This window comes from Levilinea saccharolytica (assembly GCF_001306035.1).
GTDB classification, from domain to species: Bacteria; Chloroflexota; Anaerolineae; order Anaerolineales; family Anaerolineaceae; genus Levilinea; species Levilinea saccharolytica.
Genome location: NZ_LGCM01000039.1, coordinates 1 through 22,283, shown reverse-complemented (window position 1 = coordinate 22,283; position 22,283 = coordinate 1). Strand labels below are relative to the sequence as shown.

19 protein-coding genes and 1 tRNA gene are annotated in these 22,283 nt (G+C 57.2%); 13 read left to right on the top strand and 7 right to left on the bottom strand.

The genetic code is table 11. The features are described 5' to 3' along the window. Positions 1–106: 106 nt before the first annotated feature. The 5 genes from ADN01_RS11090 to ADN01_RS11070 all read right to left on the bottom strand — a co-directional run bounded on the left by ADN01_RS11090 (position 107) and on the right by ADN01_RS11070 (position 7,903). Positions 107–2,980: a PA14 domain-containing protein gene (locus ADN01_RS11090; RefSeq protein ID WP_062417741.1), complete on the bottom strand. Its 2,874-nt coding sequence runs from the start codon at positions 2,978–2,980 to the stop codon at positions 107–109. 218 nt (positions 2,981–3,198) lie between these two features. Further along, entirely contained in the window at positions 3,199–4,830 is a 1,632-nt protein-coding gene (gene groL / locus ADN01_RS11085; RefSeq protein ID WP_062417742.1) for a chaperonin GroEL, read from the bottom strand. Between the two features lie 34 nt (positions 4,831–4,864). After that, positions 4,865–5,161 carry a co-chaperone GroES gene (gene groES / locus ADN01_RS11080; protein WP_062417743.1) on the bottom strand — a complete coding sequence of 99 codons (297 nt, stop codon included), beginning with the start codon at positions 5,159–5,161 and terminating at the stop codon, positions 4,865–4,867. A 164-nt stretch (positions 5,162–5,325) separates the two neighbouring features. Continuing rightward, positions 5,326–6,675 carry a tetratricopeptide repeat protein gene (locus tag ADN01_RS11075; RefSeq protein WP_062417744.1) on the bottom strand — a complete coding sequence of 450 codons (1,350 nt, stop codon included), beginning with the start codon at positions 6,673–6,675 and terminating at the stop codon, positions 5,326–5,328. Between the two features lie 4 nt (positions 6,676–6,679). Next, complete coding sequence (locus ADN01_RS11070; protein ID WP_062417745.1) at positions 6,680–7,903, bottom strand: tetratricopeptide repeat protein; 1,224 nt, start codon at positions 7,901–7,903, stop codon at positions 6,680–6,682. A gap of 260 nt (positions 7,904–8,163) precedes the next feature. Here ADN01_RS11070 and trmD point away from each other — a divergent pair, with 260 nt between their 5' ends. The 11 genes from trmD (at position 8,164) to ADN01_RS11015 (ending at position 19,441) form a co-directional block, all read left to right on the top strand. Next, entirely contained in the window at positions 8,164–8,949 is a 786-nt protein-coding gene (trmD, locus tag ADN01_RS11065) for a tRNA (guanosine(37)-N1)-methyltransferase TrmD (protein ID WP_062417746.1), read from the top strand. Between the two features lie 33 nt (positions 8,950–8,982). Then, positions 8,983–10,263 (top strand): SLC45 family MFS transporter, encoded by a 1,281-nt coding sequence (locus tag ADN01_RS11060; RefSeq protein ID WP_160318416.1) that lies wholly within the window; start codon positions 8,983–8,985, stop codon positions 10,261–10,263. 151 nt (positions 10,264–10,414) lie between these two features. Then, on the top strand, positions 10,415–11,458 hold the full coding sequence (locus tag ADN01_RS11055; protein ID WP_062417748.1) for a BMP family ABC transporter substrate-binding protein: 1,044 nt from the start codon (positions 10,415–10,417) through the stop codon (positions 11,456–11,458). Between the two features lie 89 nt (positions 11,459–11,547). Further along, a complete protein-coding gene (locus ADN01_RS11050) occupies positions 11,548–12,678 on the top strand; it encodes an ABC transporter permease (RefSeq protein WP_062417749.1) in 1,131 nt (376 codons plus the stop codon). Positions 12,679–12,691: 13 nt separating this feature from the next. Beyond that, positions 12,692–13,762 carry an ABC transporter permease gene (locus ADN01_RS11045; protein ID WP_062417750.1) on the top strand — a complete coding sequence of 357 codons (1,071 nt, stop codon included), beginning with the start codon at positions 12,692–12,694 and terminating at the stop codon, positions 13,760–13,762. Between the two features lie 22 nt (positions 13,763–13,784). Next, a complete protein-coding gene (locus tag ADN01_RS11040) occupies positions 13,785–15,305 on the top strand; it encodes an ABC transporter ATP-binding protein (protein WP_062417751.1) in 1,521 nt (506 codons plus the stop codon). 183 nt (positions 15,306–15,488) lie between these two features. Then, positions 15,489–16,397: an ABC transporter ATP-binding protein gene (locus ADN01_RS11035; protein WP_062417752.1), complete on the top strand. Its 909-nt coding sequence runs from the start codon at positions 15,489–15,491 to the stop codon at positions 16,395–16,397. Beyond that, positions 16,390–17,610, top strand: coding sequence for an ABC transporter permease (locus ADN01_RS11030; protein WP_062417753.1), 1,221 nt, complete (start codon positions 16,390–16,392; stop codon positions 17,608–17,610). Before ADN01_RS11035 ends, ADN01_RS11030 begins: the two co-directional genes overlap by 8 nt. 4 nt (positions 17,611–17,614) lie before the next feature. Further along, entirely contained in the window at positions 17,615–18,847 is a 1,233-nt protein-coding gene (locus tag ADN01_RS11025) for an ABC transporter permease (protein WP_062417754.1), read from the top strand. 86 nt (positions 18,848–18,933) lie between these two features. After that, positions 18,934–19,341, top strand: coding sequence for a VanZ family protein (locus ADN01_RS11020; protein WP_062417755.1), 408 nt, complete (start codon positions 18,934–18,936; stop codon positions 19,339–19,341). 24 nt (positions 19,342–19,365) lie between these two features. Next, a tRNA-Arg gene (locus tag ADN01_RS11015) sits at positions 19,366–19,441 on the top strand. 113 nt (positions 19,442–19,554) lie between these two features. On the opposite strand, the gene ADN01_RS11010 is transcribed toward ADN01_RS11015, so the two are convergent. Next, a complete protein-coding gene (locus ADN01_RS11010) occupies positions 19,555–20,784 on the bottom strand; it encodes a tyrosine-type recombinase/integrase (protein WP_082142707.1) in 1,230 nt (409 codons plus the stop codon). Between the two features lie 89 nt (positions 20,785–20,873). On the opposite strand from ADN01_RS11010, the gene ADN01_RS11005 reads away from it, so the two are divergent. Beyond that, positions 20,874–21,269 carry a helix-turn-helix domain-containing protein gene (locus tag ADN01_RS11005; RefSeq protein ID WP_082142708.1) on the top strand — a complete coding sequence of 132 codons (396 nt, stop codon included), beginning with the start codon at positions 20,874–20,876 and terminating at the stop codon, positions 21,267–21,269. A 17-nt stretch (positions 21,270–21,286) separates the two neighbouring features. Here ADN01_RS11005 and ADN01_RS11000 read toward each other — a convergent pair whose 3' ends face one another. Further along, positions 21,287–21,490 (bottom strand): helix-turn-helix domain-containing protein, encoded by a 204-nt coding sequence (locus ADN01_RS11000; RefSeq protein WP_075071131.1) that lies wholly within the window; start codon positions 21,488–21,490, stop codon positions 21,287–21,289. A 134-nt stretch (positions 21,491–21,624) separates the two neighbouring features. Between ADN01_RS11000 and ADN01_RS10995 the strand changes: the two genes are divergently transcribed. Next, a complete protein-coding gene (locus ADN01_RS10995) occupies positions 21,625–22,038 on the top strand; it encodes a helix-turn-helix domain-containing protein (RefSeq protein ID WP_062417758.1) in 414 nt (137 codons plus the stop codon). Positions 22,039–22,283: the final 245 nt, after the last annotated feature.

Sequence of the window (22,283 nt, the reverse complement as noted above, 5' to 3'; positions counted from 1 at the left end):
TGTGGAAATCGCAAGAAAAATCAGCTTGCAACCTTGAAAAGCGGGTAAAAAAAGAAAAGCCGCGCCTTTTGAGGGGCGCGGCGGGGGATTTGCTTGAAAACCTGACTCAATTTCCCGTTTTGAAATTGCGCACACTCGACCAGGGGCCGAATTCATTGGCACCGGTATAGGCACGCACGCGCCAGTAATAACGCGTGAGCGGCGATAAAGCGGTGTTAGGCTGCGTGTAGGCGTGATAGAAGTCGCCCACATTCAGAATGCGCACCGGATTGTGGAAACTGGCGTCTGTGGCGATCTGCACCTCATAGAACCCAAACGGGGTGTCCGGCGGCAGGCTGGGAAGAGTCCACTGCAGGAAGGGCTGCCTGGACACGTTTTTCGCGCCGGAGGCCGGTAAGAGGAGGGTGGATTTCCCCGGCGGGTTGGGGGTGGTGAATTGATACGGCCCCATGAGCTGGCTGCTGCCGTCAGGCATTTTCACCTTCACCCGCCAAAAGTATTCGGTGGCGGGCAGCAGATTGCTGCCGGGGGTCCAGGCGGGGCGCAGCAGGGTCTTGCTCACCATCAGTTTGTGAAAATCGGCGTAACGGGACAGCTGCAAAGTGTAGGAGCGTGCGCCGATCTCCGGGACAGCCAGGGTGGGGCGCAGGGAAAGGGCGGTTTCGGTGTGGCCGGGCATGAGGCTCAAGGCGCGGGCGCGCAGCTTGTAGGCCCCGGCAGCCCCATAGGCCCCATCCACAATCACGTGATAGGTGTGGCCGGCCTGGGCTTCGATGGACGCGCTTGTGTCGCCGTAGCTGAGGACTTCATTGGGGTCGCAGCCGGAACCGGCGTCGTCCAGGACGATGACATCCAGATCCACCAGCAAGCCTTCGAGCAGGAATTCCACCGTGCCGCTGCTGTTGGCATAAAAGGTGTAGGCGACCTCTGGGCCGGTCTCGTCCCAGGGGACGCCGCGGTAAGCATCAATGCTGTCGGAAGCGGAGGTACGCGCGGTGCTGCTGGCATGGATTTTTCCGAGCAGCAAGGTGCGGGCGGGCTTGCAGGTTCCCACGATGCAGTTCTCCAAACCAGCTGAGGCAACGCTGCTGTAGGGTGAATACTGGCTGGTTTTCAAGGCGCGCACCCGATAATAGTAGGTTTGGCCGCACTCCACGTTGGTATCACGGTAGCTGACCGCGTTCAGACTCGTTTTGGCAATTTGCACCCATTGACTGCTTCCCGTGGGCGAACGCTCCACCACAATTTCGCTGTCGGTCTCCTGGTTGTCCCAGGTGAGCAGGACGGCGTCGTCTTCTGGGGAGGCGGTCAGGTTGAGGGGTTTTTGCACGGGCGCCAATTGCCAGTTTAAGATGGCCGCGGACCAGCCGTCAATCTCATACACTTCGTAACGCAGGGTGTGATTGCCAGCCGTCAGCGGCACACGGACGGTCTCCCATTGGCGGCCGTACTGCCAGGCGTCCATCACCAATACGTTGTCAATCCACAGGCGCGCGCCGTCATCCCTAAGCGCGGAGAATTCATAGATCCCAGCGGAAAAATTGAACGTGCGCGTCCAGCGCGCAGAAAAATGATCGGCATTAACCAGGGGGTGAGGAGATTCGGCAGCCCAATCGAAATTAATGGAGGAGTCGCCGCGCACCAACACGGGGATGCCGGTCAAGGTTTCATTATTAAAGTACTCGCCGCGCCAGCCGGTGATGGTGCGGGTGGTGATGGAACCGCCTTGCCAGGTGGCAGGAACCAGGCCTTTGTATTGGCTGTTTTCAAGCACGCGCCCGCGCATGTAGTCGCGCAGCCAGGGTTCCCAGCAGCCGCTGGCGTTGGTGGTGTAACCGGCCTCCTCTGCGCCGTGCAGATCTTCCACCGGGAAGGGATAACCCAGCCACATGTAGTAGCCGGTCACGCCGTGCAGCCACTCATGCAGGAAGACTTCGCCGCGGCAAGGGTCGCCGGGCCAATACCAGCTCAAATTAAAGACGGTGGCATAGGTCATGCCGTTGGCGTAATCGCCGGGCCAATAGCCCAGCCCCCACCCATAAATGGGGAGGGACTGCCCCGTGGTGGGGTGGGAGGCCTGCCAGAAAACGATCACCGAGTCGTATTTGCCCTTGGGCGCGTACAGGTCTAGTTCTGGTTTGGTAACGGAGGGCGAAGGCCAGAAACCGGTGGAGATGGGTTCCAGGTTGGTGAGCGGACGATCTACGATGACCACATGGGCTTCCACCTCGGCCAGGTTGTCCGAATAACCGTAAACCACGTTGCGGTGGGGGATATTGAGGAAGGAATTGCGCATATTGGTGATATCGGCTTCGGGCATGCTGGCGGTGAGGTGCTTTTGAACGCCGTCTTCCACGTAATCGGTGTCAATATTGCGGTAGATCAGCACCAGCATTTTCCAGGGGTCGCCGGTGACGCCGTAGGCAGAAATGCCCGCTTCGGGAAGTTCGGGCGGCGGCGCGGTGGGCGGCTGGGGCTGGGGGGCCTGATCGCTCAGACGGTAAAGCACCACCGGCCCCGACCATCCGCGCGGGGCGAAGAGAAAGCGGTAATTCGTCAGGGTTTGCGGGTCTAGGCCGGGGAGGGGGTTCTGAAACACCCAGTCGCGCGTCAGGCTGTCCCCCGGCTGGAGCTGGGCCTGCGAATCGGGCAGGGGGTTTTTGAGGCTCAGTTGGGCTTCATCCGGTTGGTAAAGCTGCACACCCCAGTTGAGGTCAATGGGCTGGCTGCCCAGGTTGGAAATTTCGACCGATAGGGTGATTTCGTCCCCTTGCAGCTGCACCGCGGTGAGGCTCACCTGATAGCCTTCGCTGCTGACGGTTTCACCGATCAGATGGATGGGGATGCCGGAGAAGAAGCTGGCGGAGGGCACCGGCGCGGAGGGTGGGGCTGCCTTTGGAGATACGCTGGCCTGGGGCTGAAAGGCAAAGGTCATAAAGACTGCGGCGATGAATAATAGAATAAGCTTAAACTTTTGCATGATACGGGTTATGCCTCCCTGATGGAAAAATGAAACTGCGATCGAGCTGCCCTGCCCGGCCGGTTTGAACCCATGCTTGCCGCTGTGGACAGTATGGTGAACTATACAGGGGAAAGGGGAAAGCCGCAAGAAAACGCGGTTTGCAACCTTGATAGGTAGGGGAGGAAAAGAAAAGCCGCGCCTTTTGAGGGGCGCGGCTGGGGTTTTACAGATTAGATTTAGTACTCCGGCATGGGGGGAGCGGCCGGTTTTTCCTTTTCGGGCACGTCGGTGATCAGGGCCTCGGTGGTCAGGATCATGGCGGCGATGGAAGCGGCATTCTCGAGGGCGCCGCGGGTCACTTTGGCGGGGTCAATCACGCCGCCGGTGACCATGTCCATGTAGGTGTCGCGCAGGACATCGTAGCCGATGCGGGTGTTGTTTTCGCGCTTCTGAGCCTGGCGGATGTTCTCCAGAATGACGGAGCCTTCTTTGCCAGCATTCTCGGTGATCTTGCGCAGGGGCACTTCGAGGGCCTTGCGCACGATGTTGACGCCGATCTGCTCGTCATCCACATCCATCTTGACGCCGTCGAGGGAGGCAATGGCGTTGATGAGGGCAACCCCACCACCGGGGACGATGCCTTCTTCAACCGCGGCGCGGGTGGCCGACAGGGCGTCTTCCACGCGGTGCTTCTTTTCCTTCAGTTCGGTCTCGGTGGCAGCGCCAACGCGGATGATGGCAACGCCGCCGGAGAGCTTGGCCAGACGTTCCTGAAGTTTTTCGCGGTCGTAATCGCTGGTGGTCTTGTCAATTTCCACGCGGATCTGTTCGATGCGGCCCTTGATTTCGGCTTCGTTGCCCTTGCCACCGATGATGGTGGTGTTGTCTTTGTCGGCAACGATCTTTTCAGCGCGGCCCAAATCCTGAATGGTGATGGTGTCCAGCTTGCGGCCGGTCTCTTCGGAGATCACGGTGGCGCCGGTGAGGGTGGCGATGTCCTGCAGCATGGCCTTGCGGCGGTCGCCGAAGCCGGGGGCTTTGACGGCCAGCACGTTGAGCATGCCGCGCAGTTTGTTCAGCACGAGGGTGGCCAGCGCTTCGCCGTCCACATCTTCGGCCAGGATGACCAGGTCGCGCTTGCCGATCTGGACGAGTTTTTCGAGGATGGGAACGATATCCTGGGCGGCGGAGATTTTCTTGTCATGGATGAGCAGGTAAGGCTCATTGATGACGGATTCCATGTGCTCGGCGTCGGTGATAAAGTAGGCCGAGATGTAGCCGCGGTCGAACTGCATACCTTCAACGTATTCCTGTTCGAAGGCCAGGCCCTTGGACTCTTCCACGGTGATGACGCCGTCTTTGCCGACTTTGTCCATCACATCGGCGATGAGATCGCCAATGACGGAATCCTGGGCCGAGATGGTGGCCACGGAAGCAATTTCTTCTTTGGTGGTGATTTCAATCGCCTGGGCGCGGATGCCATCGGCAACGGCTTTGGCGGCGGCTTCGATACCGCGCTTGAGGAGCATGGGGTTGGCGCCAGCGGCCAGGGTCTTGAGACCTTCGGTGACGATGGCGTGGGCCAAAACGGTGGAGGTGGTGGTGCCGTCGCCAGCGATGTCGTTGGTCTTGGTGGCGGCTTCCTTCAGAAGCTGGGCGCCCATGTTTTCAAAGGGATCTTCCAGTTCAATTTCTTTGGCAACCGTCACGCCGTCGTGGGTGATGGTGGGGGATCCGAACTTGCGATCCAGGGCCACGTTGCGGCCTTTGGGGCCGAGGGTGGTGGCAACAGCGTTGGCAACCACATCAATACCGCTCTTGAGCCGGCGGCGGGCATCTTCAGCAAAAACGAGCTGTTTGGCTCCCATTTTGGTTCTCCTTCTGTACGATCGCTAGATAAAATTAGGCTTCAACAATAGCGAGAATGTCGCTCTCGCGCAGGATGAGAAGTTTCTTGCCGTCAATTTTGACTTCGGTGCCGGCATATTTGGCAAAGAGGACGGTGTCGCCCACTTTCACATCCATAGCGATGCGCTTGCCATCTTCATCACGGTCGCCCGGGCCAGCGGCCAGGACAGTGCCTTTTTGGGGTTTTTCTTTGGCGGTTTCGGGAAGAACGATGCCGCTCGCGGTGACCTCTTCTTGCTCAACAGGCTCCACGATGACACGGCTGCCTAAGGGTTTCAGGTTGAGTGCCATTCCATACCTCCGGTTACAGGATGATTTATTTTTGAAGATTTTAGCACTCTCACGCTGTGAGTGCTAACGTCAGGTATGATACCTGTCTTTGAATGGGAAGTCAAGAGGCTTTTGGGGGAATTAACAAAACTCTGATATTTGAGCTGGGAAAGGCGCAGGGGAGATTAGTTCAGCCGTGAGTAGCCAAACGATTCGCAGATCTGCTCGCTGGGCTCGATGATGCTCAGGATGGTGGTGTCTTGGCTGAAGCCGCTGCGCACCTCAGACATGACTTGCATAGCTTCCTGGCAGTAGTCGTTGTAGGGGCGGTGCATGCCCGCCAGCGCGGACGCATAGGTGAAGTAGTACACCACGGTGGAACTGGAGAGGGGCAGGCCTTCGACGGCCGCGGACTGGGCGTTTTCAGCCTCGCTGCAGGCTTCGCCGCGGTTGCGCACGGCGCAGCTTTCTTCGGCGCTGCACCCGCGCACGGTGCATTTGAGGGCAAGGATGGCGGTTTCGTAGTTGCGCGCCTTGAAGTAGATGACCCCCAGGGAGCCGTACACATCCGCGTTGGTGGGGTTGTAGAGCAGCGCCTTGCGCACGTTAAGGCCCGCGGCGAAGAAATCACCGGTCTGCGAATAGGTTTTGCCGATGGCCAGGTAGGGGATGGGATCGCGGATGCCCAGCTGCTCGTTGATGGTGACGGCTTTGGTGAAGTACTCCAGGGCCTCGTCATAGCGTTTGATCTGGCGGTAGTTGACGCCGATGGAGATGTAGAGCGAGGTCAAATTGGGGGTGATGGCGGCGGCGCGCTTGTATTCTTCGATGGCCCCGGCGTAGTCGCCGTAGTTTTCCAGGATGAAGGCGTTCACGCGGTGCAGGTCCATGGATTCATCGTTGCGCTGCAAGGCCTGACCGATGAACTGCTGGGCCTGGGTGAGCTTGAGCTGGTCAATGAGGATTTCGGCGTAGTACACCAGGGCCAGGGTGTTCTGGTTGTCCAATTGCAGGGCGCGGACGGCCTCCTGCTCGGCTTCCACCAGATATTTGGTGTATTCATCTCCCACCAGGCTGGGCGAAGCCAGCCAGTCGAGGACAAAGGCGCGCACGGCGCGCACGGTGCTGTCCTCGGGGGACAGGTCGCGGGCGCGGGTGATGGCTTCCAGGGCTTCCAGCAGGCGGTCGCGCTTTTCGGCGTCGGTGGTGAGCATGGCGGATGAGTAGGTTTGAATGCGGGCCTGTTCCACCAGCAGCATGGGGTCGGTGGGGTCCAGGCGGGCGGCCTCTTTATAGGCGTCAATGGCCTTGTTCAGGTTGCCGGCGGCGAAGTGGGTTTGGCCTTCCAGCGCATAAGAATTTGCGGTGCGGGTGGGGTAGGGGGTGGGCAGGAAGGGCGAGCGGATCTCCTCTTTTTGAAGGGCTTGCAGCACAAAGGCACTGCCGACCAAAAGGAGCAGAAGCACCAGGATCCAATAGGGGTTGGATCGGGAGCGGTGAGAGCGAAACGAGAGGGGGCGGCTGCCGTATTGCATGAGATTAGGGGGCCGGAGTGGGGGTGACTTCACCCTCTGGCTGAGCCGTACCGTCGCCCTCCGGCAGGGCGGTGCCGTCGGCGCCGGGGGCTGCGGTGGGGAGGGGGCTGTTGGCGGCCTCGCGGCAGATGTTGACCATTTCGTTGGCGTTGAATACAGCGGTTTCATCGTTGGGCACGCCGTCGAGCAGCAGGCGCGAGATTTGCAGCGCTTCGCTGCACTCGCCCGCGCGGGCGGCGGCCAGGCCGTAGGTGTAGTAATATTCGGCCACGCGCCCGTAATCCAACGGCAGGCCGTTGACGGTTTCGCCGTTTTCGGCGGTTCCGCCGCGGATGGCCATGCGCAGAGTCTGGATGGCTTCGGGGTACTGGCGGTTGCGGTAATAGATGGAACCCAGGTTGCCGTACAGGAAGGGATCGGCGGGGGTGATGTTGATGGCCTGCTGGGCGGCCTGAATGGCTTTGGCGAATTCACCCACGGTGAAGAAGGTGCGCGAGATGTAGATCAGGGGCAGCGGGTCGGAGGGGTTGAGGGCGTTGGCGCGGTTAAACTCTTCCATGGCGCGGTCATACTGTTCCAGGGCGCGGTAATTGCGGCCCAGGGCCAGATGCAGATCGGCGATATTGGGGTTCTGCGCCACGGCTTTTTCAAATTCGACGGCGGCTTCCTGGTAGTTGCTGGTGAGCTCCAACACCAGACCGCGGGCGCGGTGGGTTTCCAGCAGGTTGGGGCCGTAATCCACCGCCTGACGAGAGGCGTTGATCATTTTGTCTTTGGAAGCGAGGGTGTCTTTTCCGGCCTGAATTTGCAGGGCGATGACCTCGGCCAGATAGGCGTAGGCGATGGCGTTGTTGGGCTCAATCTCCAGGGCGCGGTTGATGGCCGCCTCAGCTTCCAGATAGTTGCCCTGGAATCCCAAAGCCCAGCCGCGCACAGCCAGCGCCAGGGCGTTGTTGGGAGAGAGGATCAGCGCGTTTTCTGCGTTGGCTTGAGCTTCGGCGTACTGGCCGGTGAACATTTGCAGGCGCGCCAGGGCGATGAAATTGGCCGGGGTTTTGGGGTCTGCCTGGATGGCCTGGGTGTAGGCCTGGATGGACTGGGCCAGCTTGCCAGAGGCGGCCAAATTCTCCGCCTCGGTGACGAAGGATTCGGGCGAACGGGTGGCCGTGGGGGTAGGGATGAAGAGCGGCTGGGTGTTTGGCACCACCACCTGGTTAATCATCACCATCACGCCCACCAATATCGCTAAGACCAAAATTCGCCAGGGGCTAGACCGCTTCCGGCGGTGTGTGTAACTCCATCTACTGCTTCTTAAGTACATAAAATCATCTTACCTGTTCTAGGGACGGCCGTCAAGATTTATCGGAGGAATGCGGCCTCCTTTTAATGGAAGATTAATCCATGCGCTCAGCAGGGTGCAAAAAACCGCGAGCAGAGGGCTTTGGGCTGCGGCTTGTCGGATTTGGGTTCTTCTTATAGAATGAACCTATGCGCTTTGACGTTTTCAGCTTACTACCGGATGTGCTCAGGCCGTATTTGGAGGCCAGTATCCTTCAGCGTGCGGTGCAGAACGGCCTTTTGGAGGTGAATCTGCACGATATCCGCGCCTGGACGACCGATAAACACCATATCACCGACGACGCGCCCTACGGCGGCGGGGGGGGCATGGTGATGAAGCCGCAGCCAATTTTTGCGGCGGTGGAGGGGGTTTTGGGCTCGCCGCCGGACTGCCCGGTGATTCTGATGACCCCGCAGGGGCGCGTCTTTACCCAGCAGGTGGCCTTTGAGCTGGCGCAGCATGCGCACATTGCGCTGCTGTGCGGGCGGTATGAGGGCATTGATGAGCGCGTGCGGCAGCACCTGGTGACGGACGAAATTTCCATCGGCGATTTCGTGCTGACGGGCGGGGAATTGCCTGCGCTGATTTTGATTGATGCGCTGACCCGCCTGATCCCGGGGGCTTTGGGCGACCCCGACGGGGCGATGGACGATTCGCACGCTTCGGGGCTGCTGGAATATCCGCATTACACGCGCCCGCCGGAGTTCCGAGGGTGGGGGGTTCCGGAGGTGCTGCTTTCGGGTAACCACGCCGAAATTGCCCGCTGGCGGCGCGCGCAGGCTCTGGAACGCACCTGGCGGCGGCGGCCGGATATGCTGGCTCGCCTGACCTTGAGCGAGTCTGACCGCAAGGTGCTGGCGCGCCTGGAGGCCGAACAGGGGGCGGCGGACGGCGCAGACGACAACGAACCCACTCTTACAACAGGCATTTCCTAATTCGATCTTCGGAGGGATGAAATGAAATACAGCATGAGCAAGACTTTTCTGCTGGGGTTTGGCTTTTTTGGCGTCAGCGTTATTTGGAGCGTATACAACGCTTTTGTGCCGGTTTTCTTGGCCGACCGGTATTTGATGGCTGCGGGATTCATTGGGGTGTTTATGACCCTGGATAATATCGCTTCGATGTTTATCCAACCGGTGATCGGAGCCTGGTCTGACCGGCTGCGCACGCGCATTGGGCGGCGCATGCCTTTCATCCTGGTGGGTGCGCCGCTGGCGGCGGTTGCCTTTATTCTGCTGCCCCTCAGCACCAGCATGTGGCTGTTCTTCCTGGCGGCGGTTTTGCTGCTGCTGAGCATGGCGGTCTGGCGCACGCCGGTGGTGGCGCTCATGCCGGATATCACCCCTTCGCCGTACCGTTCGCAGGCCAACGGCATCATCAATCTGATGGGTGGGTTGGGGGCAATCATCGCTTTTTTGGGCGGGGCCAGCCTATACGACATGAACCCGGCATACCCCTTTTATTTGGGGGCAGGACTGGTGTTGGTGGGAGCGGTTTTGGTGTTCCTGTTCATCCGTGAGCCAAAGATCGAAAGCGGTGCTGAACAGCCGGAAGCGAAAAAAGGGGACGGGGGCAGCAAAAGCGCCCTGCGGGATATTTTGAAAAACCTGGCGATAGTTTTTACCAGCAAAGAAAAAAGCGCGCTGATGATTTTGCTGGCGATCTTTTTCTGGTTCATCGCCTACAACGGCATTGAGGCTTTCTTCACCTTGTACGGCCAGAATCATCTGAACATGACGGCCTCGGATGCGGCACGCCTGCTGGGGCAGCTTTCGCTGCCGTTTGTGCTCTTTGCCATCCCCTCCGGCTATTTGGGCGCGGCGATTGGCCGCAAGCGCACGATTATGGCCGGCGTGGCTTTAATGACCATCGGTGTGGCGGCCATGTACCTGCTGCCGGTGGAAACCCTGGTGATCAGCCTGACCAAGCTGCCGGTGCTGGGGAATGTGCCGGTGGTGGGGGCGATTATGATGGGTCTGGGGGTGGCCTGGTCGCTGATTAACATCAACTCGCTGCCGATGGTGGTGGATATGACGGACGATGACCACATTGGCACCTACACAGGGCTGTATTATTTCTTCTCCACCCTGGCGGCCATTTTGGGACCCATCACCTATGGGGTGATGGTGCAGCTATTTGGCAACCGCTATGATTTGGTGATGCTGATCAGCCCGATTTTCTTCTTTGCCGCTTTTGTGTTTATGAGTTTTGTGCGGCGGGGCGAGGCCAAAAAGCAAACAGCTTCGTAAGAGAGTGACATTGATCCTAGAGATTTCTATGTCTGACGACCTTGCGATAAGTTTCACTAAAAGGTATACTGTGTACACCCGGGGGAGCCGTATGTTCACCGCCCCCCTGCGGAGATAACCCATGTTATCCGAATCAAGAGGAGAGAAACGTATGTCCAAAAAGCTGTCTCTGTTGTTGGCTGTTGTTTTGCTGGCTTCGATGGCATTAACTGCCTGCCAGCCGGCCGCGTCTGGCGATACCAAGCCGGATTGCAGCAAAGCCGAAACCTTCTGTGTGGGTTTGGTGACGGACGTCGGTAAGATTGACGACAAGTCCTTCAACCAGTCTACCTGGGAAGGTGTGAAACAGGCCGAGAAAGATTTGGGCGCTGTTGTTCAATACATCGAAACGACTGACTCGAAGGATTATGACAAGAACATCTCCACCTTCGCGGAAGCCAAGTACGATGTGATCGTCACCGTGGGCTTTGCCCTGGGTGAGGCCACCATCGCGGCGGCCCAGAAGTACCCCGAAGTTAAGTTCATCGGCGTGGATCAGTTCCAGGGCGAAACCATCGCGAACCTGGCTGGCCTGAACTTCCCCGAAGATCACGCTGGCTTCCTGGTGGGTGCGCTGGCGGCCCAGATGACCAAAACCGGCAAGCTCGGCGCTGTGTTGGGCACCGATGCGGTTCCTCCGGTTTGGCGCTTTGGTGAAGGCTATCGCGCGGGCGCGCTGTATATTAAGCCCGATGTTGAGATCAACGTTGTGTACCACAATGATGTTGGCTTCGACAAGACCTTCTCCGATCCCGAATGGGGCAAGACCACCGCGATCTCCATGATCGACAAGGGTGTGGACATTGTCTTCGGTGCGGGCGGCAAGACGGGTAACGGCGCGCTCTTGGGCGCGGCGGAAAAGGGCGTTTACGCCATCGGCGTGGATACCGACCAGTACTTCACCGTTCCTGAAGCGCAGAAAGTGCTGCTCTCCAGCGCGATGAAACTCTTGACCCCCGGCACCTTTGACCTGATCAAACTGGCCAAAGACGGCAAGTTCCCTGGCGGCAATTACATGGGCAAGGCTGGTTATGCTCCGTTCCACGATGTGGACAGCCAGGTTCCGGCCGAAGTTAAGGCCAAGATGGAAGAGATCGCCAAAGCTCTGGCCGACGGCACGCTGCAGACCAACGTTCCGCCGACGAAACCGCAGTAATCTGTTCTGTTAGTACCCCCGGGGAAAGAGGGAACTATCCCTCTTTCCCCTTTTTCTGAAATCATCCGAAAGATATTTGGGAGCATCTTATGAGCGAAGAGCAAGGCCCCAAGAAGACCCGGTCCTTCAAGCTTCCTCCGCAGCTCGTAAACACAGGGCTGGTTCCGCTGTTGGCAGTGTTAACCTCTATGGTCGTAGGAGGGTTGATCATCGCCGCGGCTGGCGGAAATCCCTTTGCAGCCTATGCAGGCCTTTTTGAAGGGGCCTTTGGTTCTTTAAATGCGTTGAGTGAGACCACGGTGTGGGCCTCGCCGTACATTTTTGCGGGGCTGGCGGTTGCGGTTGGCTTTAAGGGAGGGCTGTTCAATATCGGCGCTGAAGGCCAGTTGGCATTTGGCGCGGTGGCGGCGGCATGGATTGGGTATGCGCTGCCGGGTATGTTGGGAGCGGATATTCCCGCGGTGCTGCATGTGATCTTGGCGGTGGGCGGGGGCATGTTGGCTGGCGGTATCTGGGCGGCCATTCCGGGTTTCTTGAAGGCCTATACGGGCGGCCATGAAGTCATTAATACCATTATGATGAACTACATCGCCCTGAACCTGACCAGCTTTTTGTTGAACGGGCCGATGAAAGACCCGAATCCGATGAATGTGGTCGCTCGCACCCCCCTGATTGTGGAAAGCGCGCACCTTCCACCCGTATTCCCTGAATTTCGCTTCCATTGGGGCTTTATTCTGGCGATCGGTATGGCCGTCTTGGTGTGGTGGCTGTTGTGGAAGACGACGTTGGGGTTTGAAATCCGCACCACCGGCGCGAATTTGGATGCGGCGCGTTATGCGGGTGTGAACGTGAAACGCACCATTATCGTTACCATGCTCTTCTCTGGCATTCTGGCCGGGATGGCCGGGGCAATTGAAGTGACCGCGCTGAATTATCGGCATGAGCTGGGCTTTGCGGTGGGGTATGGGTTTGACGCCATTGCCATCGCCCTGCTGGGCAAAAACCATCCTGCCGGGGTGGTATTGGCTTCACTGCTGTTCGCGGCCATGCGCAACGGCGCCACGCGGATGCAGTTCCTGACCCAGATTCCGGTGGATGTGATTTCGGTCATCCAGGCGCTGATCTTATTGTTTGTGGCGGCCGATACGGTCGTGCGCTATATCTACCGCATCCGCTCGCGCGATGAGCGCTTCTCGCTGACGCGCGGCTGGGGCAAGTAGCGGAGGGATGCAGATGAATAAACGACGTTTTTACTTTATCGCCGCCATTATCATCCTGCTGTACCTGATTGTGATCTTGATCGGCTCGGCACAGATTTCGCCCTTGGTGCTGCTGGTGAGTTTGCTGGCGACCACCATTTCGGTGGCGACACCGCTGACTCTGGGGGCGCTTTCGGGGGTGTTCTGCGAGCGCGCTGGGGTGGTGAACATCGGTATTGAAGGCATGATGCTGACTTCGGCCTTCTTTGGCTGGTTTGGCGCGGTTTTCCTGAACACCATTTGGAGCGTGCCCCCGCTGGCCAGTTTGCTTTTCGGCGTGCTGGTAGCGATCATCATTGGCGGCCTGCTGGGTTTGCTGCACGCCTGGCTGTCGGTTTCGCTGAAGGTGGATCAGGTGATCGGCGGGACGGTGATTAACATCCTGGCGATTGGCATCACCGGCTTTTTGAACCGGCAGTTGTTCTTTGAAAAGAACAGCATTTTTGGCGGGCAAATTCCGCATGCGCCGGGTGTTTTGCCGCGCATCAGCATCCCCTTCCTGGTGGACATCCCGGTGGTGGGCAAGGTCTTTGAACAGCAGCCGATCGCGGTGGCGGCCATTGTGTTGGTGATTGTGGCCAATTTTGTCCTGTTCCGCACCCGCTGGGGTTTGCGCACGCGGGCTGTGGGCGAGCACCCGCGCGCGGCGGATACGATCGGTATCAATGTGTACAAGATGCGCTACTGGAACGTGATCATCGGCGGTATGCTGGCGGGTCTGGCCGGGGCGTATTTCACGATTGAATCGGTGCCCTCTTTTGAACCGCTGATGACCAACGGCCGCGGGTTTATCTCGCTGGCGGCGATGATCTTCGGCAACTGGACACCTTTTGGGGCCTGGGCAGCGGCGCTGGTGTTTGGCGCGGCGCAGGCTTTCCAGATCAATTTGCAGCAATTCCGTGCGGTGATTCCACCGGAGTGGGCTTTCCTGCAATATTCGTATGTGGTCGGGATGGTTCCTTACATCTTGACGATGGTGATCCTGACCGGTGTGATTGGCAAGACCGTGGCCCCCGCGGCAGACGGCACGCCGTACGAGAAGTAATCGCCAGAGAGGAGCGAACAGGATGAGTATCGTGCTGGAAGCACATGGCATTCGCAAGCAGTTCCCTGGCGTATTAGCCAATGATGATGTGAGCTTCGATCTGAAAAAGGGCGAAATTCACGTTCTGCTGGGCGAAAATGGGGCAGGGAAATCTACCCTGATGAATGTGTTGTACGGTTTATACAAACCGGACGGCGGCGAAATTCGCGTGAACGGTCAGGCGATCAGCATGTCTTCGCCGCGAGATGCGATTGAACACGGGATCGGCATGGTGCATCAGCATTTCATGCTCATTCCGGTGTTCACCGTGGCCGAAAACATCATGTTGGGTATGGAAAGCGTGCGCGGCCTGGCTTTGGATGAAAAAGTGGTGGCCGAGCGTGTGCGGGAACTTTCACGCGATTTGGGCATGGAACTGGACCCGAACGCGTACGTGCATGACCTGTCGGTGGGGGTGCAGCAGCGTGTGGAGATTGTAAAGGCGCTGTACCGCAAGGCCGAAATTTTGATTTTGGATGAACCCACGGCTGTGCTGACCCCGCAGGAAGTGGAAGATCTGTTCAAGATTATGCACGACCTGACGAACCGCGGCGTTTCCATCGTTTTCATCACCCACAAGCTGAAAGAGGTGTTGGAAGTGGCTGACCGCATCACGGTGATGCGGGGCGGCAAGGTGGTGGGCAGTACAACGCCTTCTGAGATCAGCGAAGCCGAGCTGGCTAACCTGATGGTGGGCCGCGAGGTGAGCCTGACGGTGGACAAGGCCGCCGCCCAGCCGAAAGAAACGGTGCTGGAGGTTTCAAACCTGCGCGTATTGGATAACCTGGGGACAGTCGCGGTGGATGACGTCTCCTTGACAGTGCAGGCGGGTGAAATTTTGGGCATCGCCGGGGTGCAGGGCAACGGCCAGACCGAGCTGGTGCGGGCGCTGACGGGTTTGGCGCGTGTATCCGGCGGCAGTATCCGCCTGGACGGGCAAGAGGTGGCGAACGCTTCGCCGCGGCGCATCACAGAATTGGGGTCGGCGCATATTCCCGAAGACCGCCAGAAAGACGGTTTGGTGCTGCCTTTCCCAGTGATGGATAACCTGGTGTTAAACACCTATTACCTGCCGCCTTTTTCTCAGGGCCTGGTGGTGCATTGGGATCGGGCGCTGGAGAACGCGAACCAGCGTATTGAGCAGTTTGACATCCGCACACCTAGTGCGATGACGCATGTGGGCACGCTTTCGGGCGGCAACCAACAGAAGGTGATTGTGGCACGCGAGCTTTCACGCCCGATTAAGCTGCTGATCGCTTCGCAGCCGACCCGCGGTCTGGATGTGGGTTCGATTGAGTATATCCACGGGCAGATCATCAAGCGGAGAGACGAAGGGGTGGCGGTGCTGTTGGTTTCCACCGAACTGGATGAGGTCTTGCAGCTCTCGGATCGGATCGCGGTGATGTACCGCGGCAAGATTTTGGCTGTGGTTCCGGCGGCCGAGGCGACCAAAGAAAGTATCGGTTTGTTGATGGCCGGGATCACCGAGAAAAAACCAGCTTAAGCGGATACGAGTTTTTTAGCACAGAGCCGCACGCCCTTTCTGAGGGAGGTGCGGCTCTTTTGATGCGGCGGCTTCTGCGCGGGCGGGGGAATCCATCTGCAGACGGAGGCAACCTGGCCTGTAGGCGGGTGGCAAGCAGGGGAAACGCCTTTATAATGGATGAAGAATCTGGGAGGATTGCGTATGGCGAGCATTATTGTGGAACAAATTACCAAATCGTTTGGCAAGCAGCGCGCGGTGGACGGCGTGTCTTTTGAGGTGGAAAAGGGCGAGCTGTTTGGTCTGTTGGGACCGAACGGGGCCGGTAAGACGACCTCTATTCGCATTATGCTGGATATTTTTAAGCCGGACAGCGGCTCGGTGAGCATTTTGGGCGGGCCGATGAGCGAGGCCAAGAAAGAGCGGATTGGCTATTTGCCGGAAGAGCGCGGTTTGTACCAGGATGTGCAGTTGGAGCGGGCGCTGGTGTATTTATGTACCCTGAAGGGGCTGACGCGCAGCGTGGCCAAGACGCGGGTGGAAGAATATATGGAACGCTTCGACCTGATCGCGCACCGCAAAAAGAAAATTAAAGAACTCAGCAAAGGTATGCAGCAGAAGGCCCAGTTGATTGTGACTCTGGCGCATGAGCCGGAGCTGGTGATCATTGATGAGCCTTTCAGCGCGCTGGACCCGGTGAACACGCAGATGGTGAAGGATATTCTGCGCGAGGCGCGTGCCAAGGGCGTGACGATTGTGATGTGCACGCACCAGATGCACCAGGTGGAAGAGCTGTGCGACCGATTGGTGCTGATCAACCGCGGCAAGACCATGCTGTATGGGCGGCTGGACGAGATCCGGCGGCAGTACGCGCAGCCGGAGCTGATTGTGCGGCCGGTGGGCGGTTTGCCCGCGGATGTGGTCGGGGTGAGCAGCGCGGAACGGCTGAACGGCGAATACCGCCTGCGGCTGACGGCCAGCGCTACCCCGCAGGATGTGCTGCGCGATTTGGTGCAGCGCGGGGTGGCCCTGGAGCAGTTTGAAATTGCCATGCCGACGCTGGATGAGATCTTCATCCAGGTGGTGCAGGGACAGGGGGAGCTGGATGGATAGGATCTGGCGTGTAGCCCGCTATGAATTTTTGCACCACGTGATGCGGAAACGCTTCCTGTGGATTCTGATCAGCTTGCCGCTGATGATCCTGGCTTTTGGCGGAGTTTCGGCGCTGGCGGCGGTGGTACAGTTTGACCGCACCCCGGCAGGGGTGGTGGACCTTTCGGGGCGGTTGGACCCGGCGCTAACGGCAGGGGATGGGGCCTTTTCGATCTATGAGGTGCCGCTTCAAATTTTTGAGAGCGAAGAATCGGCCCGGCAGGCCCTGGATGCGGGTGAGCTTCAGGCCTACTTTGTCATCCCGCAGGACTATTTTGAAACCGGCGAGGTGCGGGCGGTGGTAGAGCGCCGGCTGAATGACAACGTGGAAGGCAGCCTGGATGATTATCTGCGCGCTAACCTGGCAGCGAGCCTGCCGAAGGATGTGGCGGAGCGCGTGACCGAGGGCATGCGCCTGGAAGTGGAGACGGTGGGTTCCAACCAGGTGCCGGTGGCGCAGCAGGTGGGGCAGGTGATTGTGCCCCTGCTGGTGGGCATCCTGTTTGTGGTGGTGATTAACACCAGCGGCGGTTATTTGCTGCAGGCGGTGGTGGAAGAAAAAGCCAACCGCACGATGGAGATTGTGATCACTTCGGTTTCGCCGACGCAGCTGATGGTGGGTAAGATCATCGGCAATTTGAGCGTGGGGCTGCTGCAAATGGTGATTTGGTTTGGGATCCCGTGGATTGGGTTTTTGCTGCTACAGGCGGCCATGCCGGAGATCCTGGGCTTTTCACTGGACGGGTCTTTCATCCTGGTGACGCTGCTGATCCTGCCTCCGGCGTTTGTGCTGGTGGCGGCGTTGATGGCTACGGTGGGCGCGACCGCGACTGAGCCGAAAGAGGCGCAGTCTGTGGCGGGCTTTTTGACCCTGCCTTTGGTGATGCCGTATTGGTTTATGACCCCACTGATGCGCAGCCCCGACAGCCCTTTGGCGGTGGCGTTTACGCTCTTTCCCCTGACGGCGCCAGTGACGCTGCCGATGCGATCGGCTTTTGGGAATGTGCCGCTGTGGCAGACGGTGACATCTATTAGCCTGTTGACGCTGAGCGCGGTGGGGGCTTTGTGGCTGGCGGGACGGATTTTCCGATTGGGGATGCTGCGCTACGGCAAGGCGCTAACCTTGAAAGAGGTTTTGCGCGAAGCTTTGACCCCCCAGCGGTCGGCGAGGTGAGGGTATGAGCAAGATGGGTCTGGTGTTTCGACAAGAAATTCGCCAAACGGTGATGCGGCGCTCGTTTTTCATCAGCCTGGTGCTGATGCCGCTGATCGTGGGCGTGGTCTTTTGGGTCATCAACGTATCTTCGGCCGAAGATCCGGCGGCGAATGAAAATCCATTGGCGGAGCTGGTGATGCCCGCAAAAGAGGCGCTGCCGGAGGGGGTGGTGGACGACAGCGGGCTGATGGGAGCCTTGCCAGAGGATGCGCAGGAGGATTTGATCCGCTATGACAGCGAAGCTGCGGCCCGCGCTGCCCTGGACGCGGGAGAGATTGAAGCTTTTTATGTGATCCCACCGGATTACCTGAGCAGCGGCAAGGCGACCTATGTGACCAGCTCACCGAACCCGTTGGAGCAGGGCAGGAACGTTCACCGGCTGGAAACGGCTTTGAACGCGGGGTTGATTCAGGATGAGACCCTGGCTGCCCGCCTGGAAAACCCGATGGAGCTGGAGGTGCAGACTCTGAGCGAGGCTCCGCAGCGCGACGCGGACAACGTCATGACCTTCCTTCTGCCCTACATGGTGGCGATGTTATTCTATGCAGTCATTTTTAGCTCGGCCAGCTTGATGTTGAACAGCATTTCGACCGAAAAAGAAAATTATGTGATGGAAATCCTGATGACTTCGGTCAGCCCGCAGGCGATGATGACCGGGAAGATTCTGGCTTTGGGGCTGGTGGGGCTGTTTCAGACCCTGGTGTGGAGCGGGATTGGGTTCGCTTTCACGCGCCTGGCGGGCAAGGCAGTGATCCCGGCGGAATTTCAGATTTCGCCGGTGCTGCTGGTGTGGGGGGGACTGTTCTTTGTGAGCGGGTATGCGCTGTACGCCAGCTTTATGGCTGGGGCGGGGGCGCTGGCGCCCAATCTGCGCGAGGCGTCGCAGGTGACCTTTTTGGTGATGGTGCCCATGATTATCCCGCTGATGATGATTGGGGCGCTTTCGCAGAACCCGGATGGGGCCTTGTCGGTGGGGCTGAGCCTGTTCCCGCTGACGGCGCCGGTGGCGATGATGGCGCGCATGGCCGCCACGGAGGTGCCGTTGTGGCAGGGGGGGCTGTCCCTGGGGCTGGTGATCGTGAGCGCGGTGCTGGCGGTGCGCTGGGTGGGGGGGCTTTTCCGCACGCAGACGCTGCTTTCGGGCCAGACTTTCAATGTGAAATTGTTCCTGCGTGCGCTGGTCGGCAAAGCTTAGACAAGTCTTTAGAGCAGGGCGGTGGATATTTGACCGCCTTGCTCCATTTAAGTTACAATCATGGCCTGAAAGGATTTGAGGCTGCGATGCGACCGAAATGGGATTTGAAGAAAACTGGATGGGTGCTGGTGGGGGCTTTGGTGCTGTTTATCGCCACGCCGATGGGTTGGGTGTTCAGCTTTTCGCCAGTGCTGCGGCGCCTGTTTAACGATGTGTTTTACGCGGAATGGGTGCATGTGGCGGCGCACATCATTTTGTTCTCGCTGCTGGGCTTCGGGTTCAATTGGGCGCGGGGCCGCGCAGGACGGGGGCCGGCTTTGGCGCTGACCATTGGCCTGGCGTTGGGGGTGGGGCTGGTGCAGGAAATTTTGCAGATGATCAGCCGGGGTCATCCCTTTGGGGCGGCCTCGCTGTACGATCTGGTGGTGGATTCGGTGGGGGCGGCGCTGGGCTATGCGGCCTATCGGGCATGGCAAAGATGGGTCCGGCGCTGAATTATGGGTTATAATGGGGGGCAGGCCCTCGTAGCTCAATGGACAGAGCACCTGACTTCGAATCAGTAGGTTGTGGGTTCGAGTCCCGCCGGGGGCGCCAGAATATGTGGGGGTTCGGAGAGATCCGGCCCTCACATATGCTAGAAACAGGCGAATTTCAGGATGATTTTTCATGGATTTTTCGATGCTGCCTGCAATTTGCCTGCAATTGTGCTAAAGGTCAAAAACCTTGGATGACGGCCGTTCTACGGGCTTAGGGGGAGTAACAGGCGTAAGACCAGGATCACCCGCAACCAATCCCTCAATAATTTGCGTTGCCTCCCCTTGCATGGAAGGAATCACATGAGAATAGGTCTCGAGCGTGATGCGAATGTCTTTGTGGCCTAAGCGCTCGCTTACGATCTTTGGATGAACATTGGCCAGAAGCAAAAGGGTTGCGCAGGTATGCCGGATGTCATGGAAGCGAATTTTGGTTAAACCAGCTTTCTCAGTCAGTTTGCGGAAGTCCTTGATCATGTTATTGGGATCGATTGGATTGCCCACCAGGTTTGGAAACACCAGGTCATGTTCTTGCCACTTTTCCGCGTTGATCATCTTTTGCATGGTTACCTTCTGTCGCTGTTGTTTCAATCTTTTTACTGTTTCTGGTCCGATTGGGATTAGCCGTTTGCTCTTGTCTGTTTTAGGCGTTTTGAAGATAAATCTTGGCTCTCCTTCTTTGGGATGGTCCAGCCATTGGAGTTGGTGGCTAATTGATATATATCCGTTGGCCTCTTCCAAACCGACATCAGACCATAACAGACCTAGCAGCTCGCCCTCCCTCATACCGGTTACAAGCGCCAGGTAGTAGAGATGTTCGTGCCAACTTCCTTCTGCGATGCGCAAAAAAACGTGAGTTTGATCCTTGGTCCATGTTGGCCTTTTTTCTGGTTCATATACAATCTTAAACCCGGCTTTTGCAGGATTATTGGTAATGATTCTTCTCGCGATCAGATAAGCAAAGAACTTGTGCAGCGTAGACAAAGTGTATTTTTGGGTCCGGGCTCCGAGCTTTTTCTCTTTCGCGGCATTCAGGATAACATCAACATGCTCAGGACGAAAATCAAGCACCTTCTGGCGGGGTTTGACGTAAGGTAGGATATGCAGCCGAACAACTTCACTGTATCTCGCATATGTTTTCGGCTGCCAGGAATCTTTTCCGTTCTCCAGCCATTTGTCGAGCCCTTCTATAATGGTCAGTCGACTGCCATCACTTGTCAAGCCAGCCTCAACCTGATTTTGCATATCGCGAACCCATTTCAATGCAGCTGTGCGTGTTTCAAACGTCTTTGTTACGCGCTTCCCTCCAACACTAATCTGAGCTTCCCAGTTGCCCCGATCCTTTCTTTCGCGAATGGAGCCTTCATTGTTGCCACGCCTTGAGTTCTTTGGTTGGTCTGTCATGTTTGTCCTTGTTTGGATTTTGAGTCTTTGACATGTGTCCAAATAAACACATATACGAGTATATTTTGATCTGATAAGAGTGTCAAGCCATGCCGCATATCAGTCGAAAACCTTCTCCTGTAAAATCTGCTCCGCTGATGCTGCTGCTAAAAAAGCATCTAGAAGAGAGTGGAATTTCCATTCGTAAAGCATCAAGTCAAATGAATATTGGCGCTTCACATCTTTCCCACTTGATGAATGGAGAAAAAGCTCCGGATGCGGGGGTATGTAATGCTATTGCCGATTTCCTGGGAATTCCAAGAGTACATGCGTATGGCTTGGCCGGCTGGCTTGATCTGGATGAACAGGATGACCAAGCCTTGACAGCCCTGCTAACCCCATTCGCGAATTCTCCTGAGCAGCTCGCCAAACTGAAGTGGATCTACTTCAGTATCGGGGATCGGGCTGCTAGAGAAGATTTTCTCCAATGGGTGCAGCAAAGATAATGTCTCCCTTTCTCTGGTTATGCAGATAAATTGGTACGGATAAATTCCTCCAAATCTTCGGGCCGAATGCGTTTCGCCCGACCAAATGAAACTGCAGGTAAAGCCCCTTCATTAATCAAAGAATATAAATGCGAAGCTGATACTTTGGTTAGCTCCGCCACTTCCTCGATGGTCAACAGCCGCGTTAGTTTTGGCTCTGAGTTGTTGCTGACCTGCTGCATTCTGCCTCCAAAAGAAATAAGATATTTGGGGTGATACCTTTATCGTCGTTCAAGGATCAGTGATATAATAGCATTTATCCGGCAACGAGTCAAGCGTCAATGCAATATTAGCACTAATCCGGAATGGAGATGATATGGAAACACCATTTGCAAAAGCAAAGCGCAGTGCAATGAAATCAGAGTTTGATCCAAAAGCGCTTACAACGCTTCTAATGAATTTATTGAAGGAACGTAATGAGTCACTACGCGAAGCCGCGCTTAAGTCTGGACTTGATCACCAGGCTTTACGACGTTTACTAGCCGGTCAGCGCCCTAATATTGTTACCTGCATCCTTCTCGCCGACCATTTTGGAATCAGTCCAAATGACTTTCTAAAGTTGGCTGGCTGGCCCACTATGAAAGTTTTTGATGTAGAGATTTCAAGCGAGGAAAATCTTCCCGCAGAAGCCATTGAAGTGGCCCGGGATATCGCAAAAATTAAAGATCCCATGACTCGAAAAGCGATAACAGAGGCTATCCGAACACTATTAACGAAGTACTTTGAATAAAAACAGAAAGCCTTTTAGGAATAAAAGGGAGCTGGGCTTCTATTTTCGATCGCATTTTAGAGTGAAGTTCAAGAAGCGTGTAGTTTGACGAACATATGTTTTTGTGCTAGCATGTCAAGATAGTGCAACCTTTTTTCTGTAAATTCGAGTCAGAAATATCCATCGTTCTTTAACAATCGAATGACTTGCCAACGCAATAGTGCTTACCGATCTGCCACTCTTCTGAGATCTCCATCAGAAGGGCT

Bases quoted from the DNA above. Each gene is read 5' to 3' on its own strand.
- ADN01_RS11090 (WP_062417741.1), bottom strand. From the start codon at position 2,980: ATGCAAAAGTTTAAGCTTATTCTATTATTCATCGCCGCAGTCTTTATG.
- groL (WP_062417742.1), bottom strand. From the start codon at position 4,830: ATGGGAGCCAAACAGCTCGTTTTTGCTGAAGATGCCCGCCGCCGGCTC.
- groES (WP_062417743.1), bottom strand. From the start codon at position 5,161: ATGGCACTCAACCTGAAACCCTTAGGCAGCCGTGTCATCGTGGAGCCT.
- ADN01_RS11075 (WP_062417744.1), bottom strand. From the start codon at position 6,675: ATGCAATACGGCAGCCGCCCCCTCTCGTTTCGCTCTCACCGCTCCCGA.
- ADN01_RS11070 (WP_062417745.1), bottom strand. From the start codon at position 7,903: ATGGTGATGATTAACCAGGTGGTGGTGCCAAACACCCAGCCGCTCTTC.
- trmD (WP_062417746.1), top strand. From the start codon at position 8,164: ATGCGCTTTGACGTTTTCAGCTTACTACCGGATGTGCTCAGGCCGTAT.
- ADN01_RS11060 (WP_160318416.1), top strand. From the start codon at position 8,983: ATGAGCAAGACTTTTCTGCTGGGGTTTGGCTTTTTTGGCGTCAGCGTT.
- ADN01_RS11055 (WP_062417748.1), top strand. From the start codon at position 10,415: ATGTCCAAAAAGCTGTCTCTGTTGTTGGCTGTTGTTTTGCTGGCTTCG.
- ADN01_RS11050 (WP_062417749.1), top strand. From the start codon at position 11,548: ATGAGCGAAGAGCAAGGCCCCAAGAAGACCCGGTCCTTCAAGCTTCCT.
- ADN01_RS11045 (WP_062417750.1), top strand. From the start codon at position 12,692: ATGAATAAACGACGTTTTTACTTTATCGCCGCCATTATCATCCTGCTG.
- ADN01_RS11040 (WP_062417751.1), top strand. From the start codon at position 13,785: ATGAGTATCGTGCTGGAAGCACATGGCATTCGCAAGCAGTTCCCTGGC.
- ADN01_RS11035 (WP_062417752.1), top strand. From the start codon at position 15,489: ATGGCGAGCATTATTGTGGAACAAATTACCAAATCGTTTGGCAAGCAG.
- ADN01_RS11030 (WP_062417753.1), top strand. From the start codon at position 16,390: ATGGATAGGATCTGGCGTGTAGCCCGCTATGAATTTTTGCACCACGTG.
- ADN01_RS11025 (WP_062417754.1), top strand. From the start codon at position 17,615: ATGAGCAAGATGGGTCTGGTGTTTCGACAAGAAATTCGCCAAACGGTG.
- ADN01_RS11020 (WP_062417755.1), top strand. From the start codon at position 18,934: ATGCGACCGAAATGGGATTTGAAGAAAACTGGATGGGTGCTGGTGGGG.
- ADN01_RS11010 (WP_082142707.1), bottom strand. From the start codon at position 20,784: ATGACAGACCAACCAAAGAACTCAAGGCGTGGCAACAATGAAGGCTCC.
- ADN01_RS11005 (WP_082142708.1), top strand. From the start codon at position 20,874: ATGCCGCATATCAGTCGAAAACCTTCTCCTGTAAAATCTGCTCCGCTG.
- ADN01_RS11000 (WP_075071131.1), bottom strand. From the start codon at position 21,490: ATGCAGCAGGTCAGCAACAACTCAGAGCCAAAACTAACGCGGCTGTTG.
- ADN01_RS10995 (WP_062417758.1), top strand. From the start codon at position 21,625: ATGGAAACACCATTTGCAAAAGCAAAGCGCAGTGCAATGAAATCAGAG.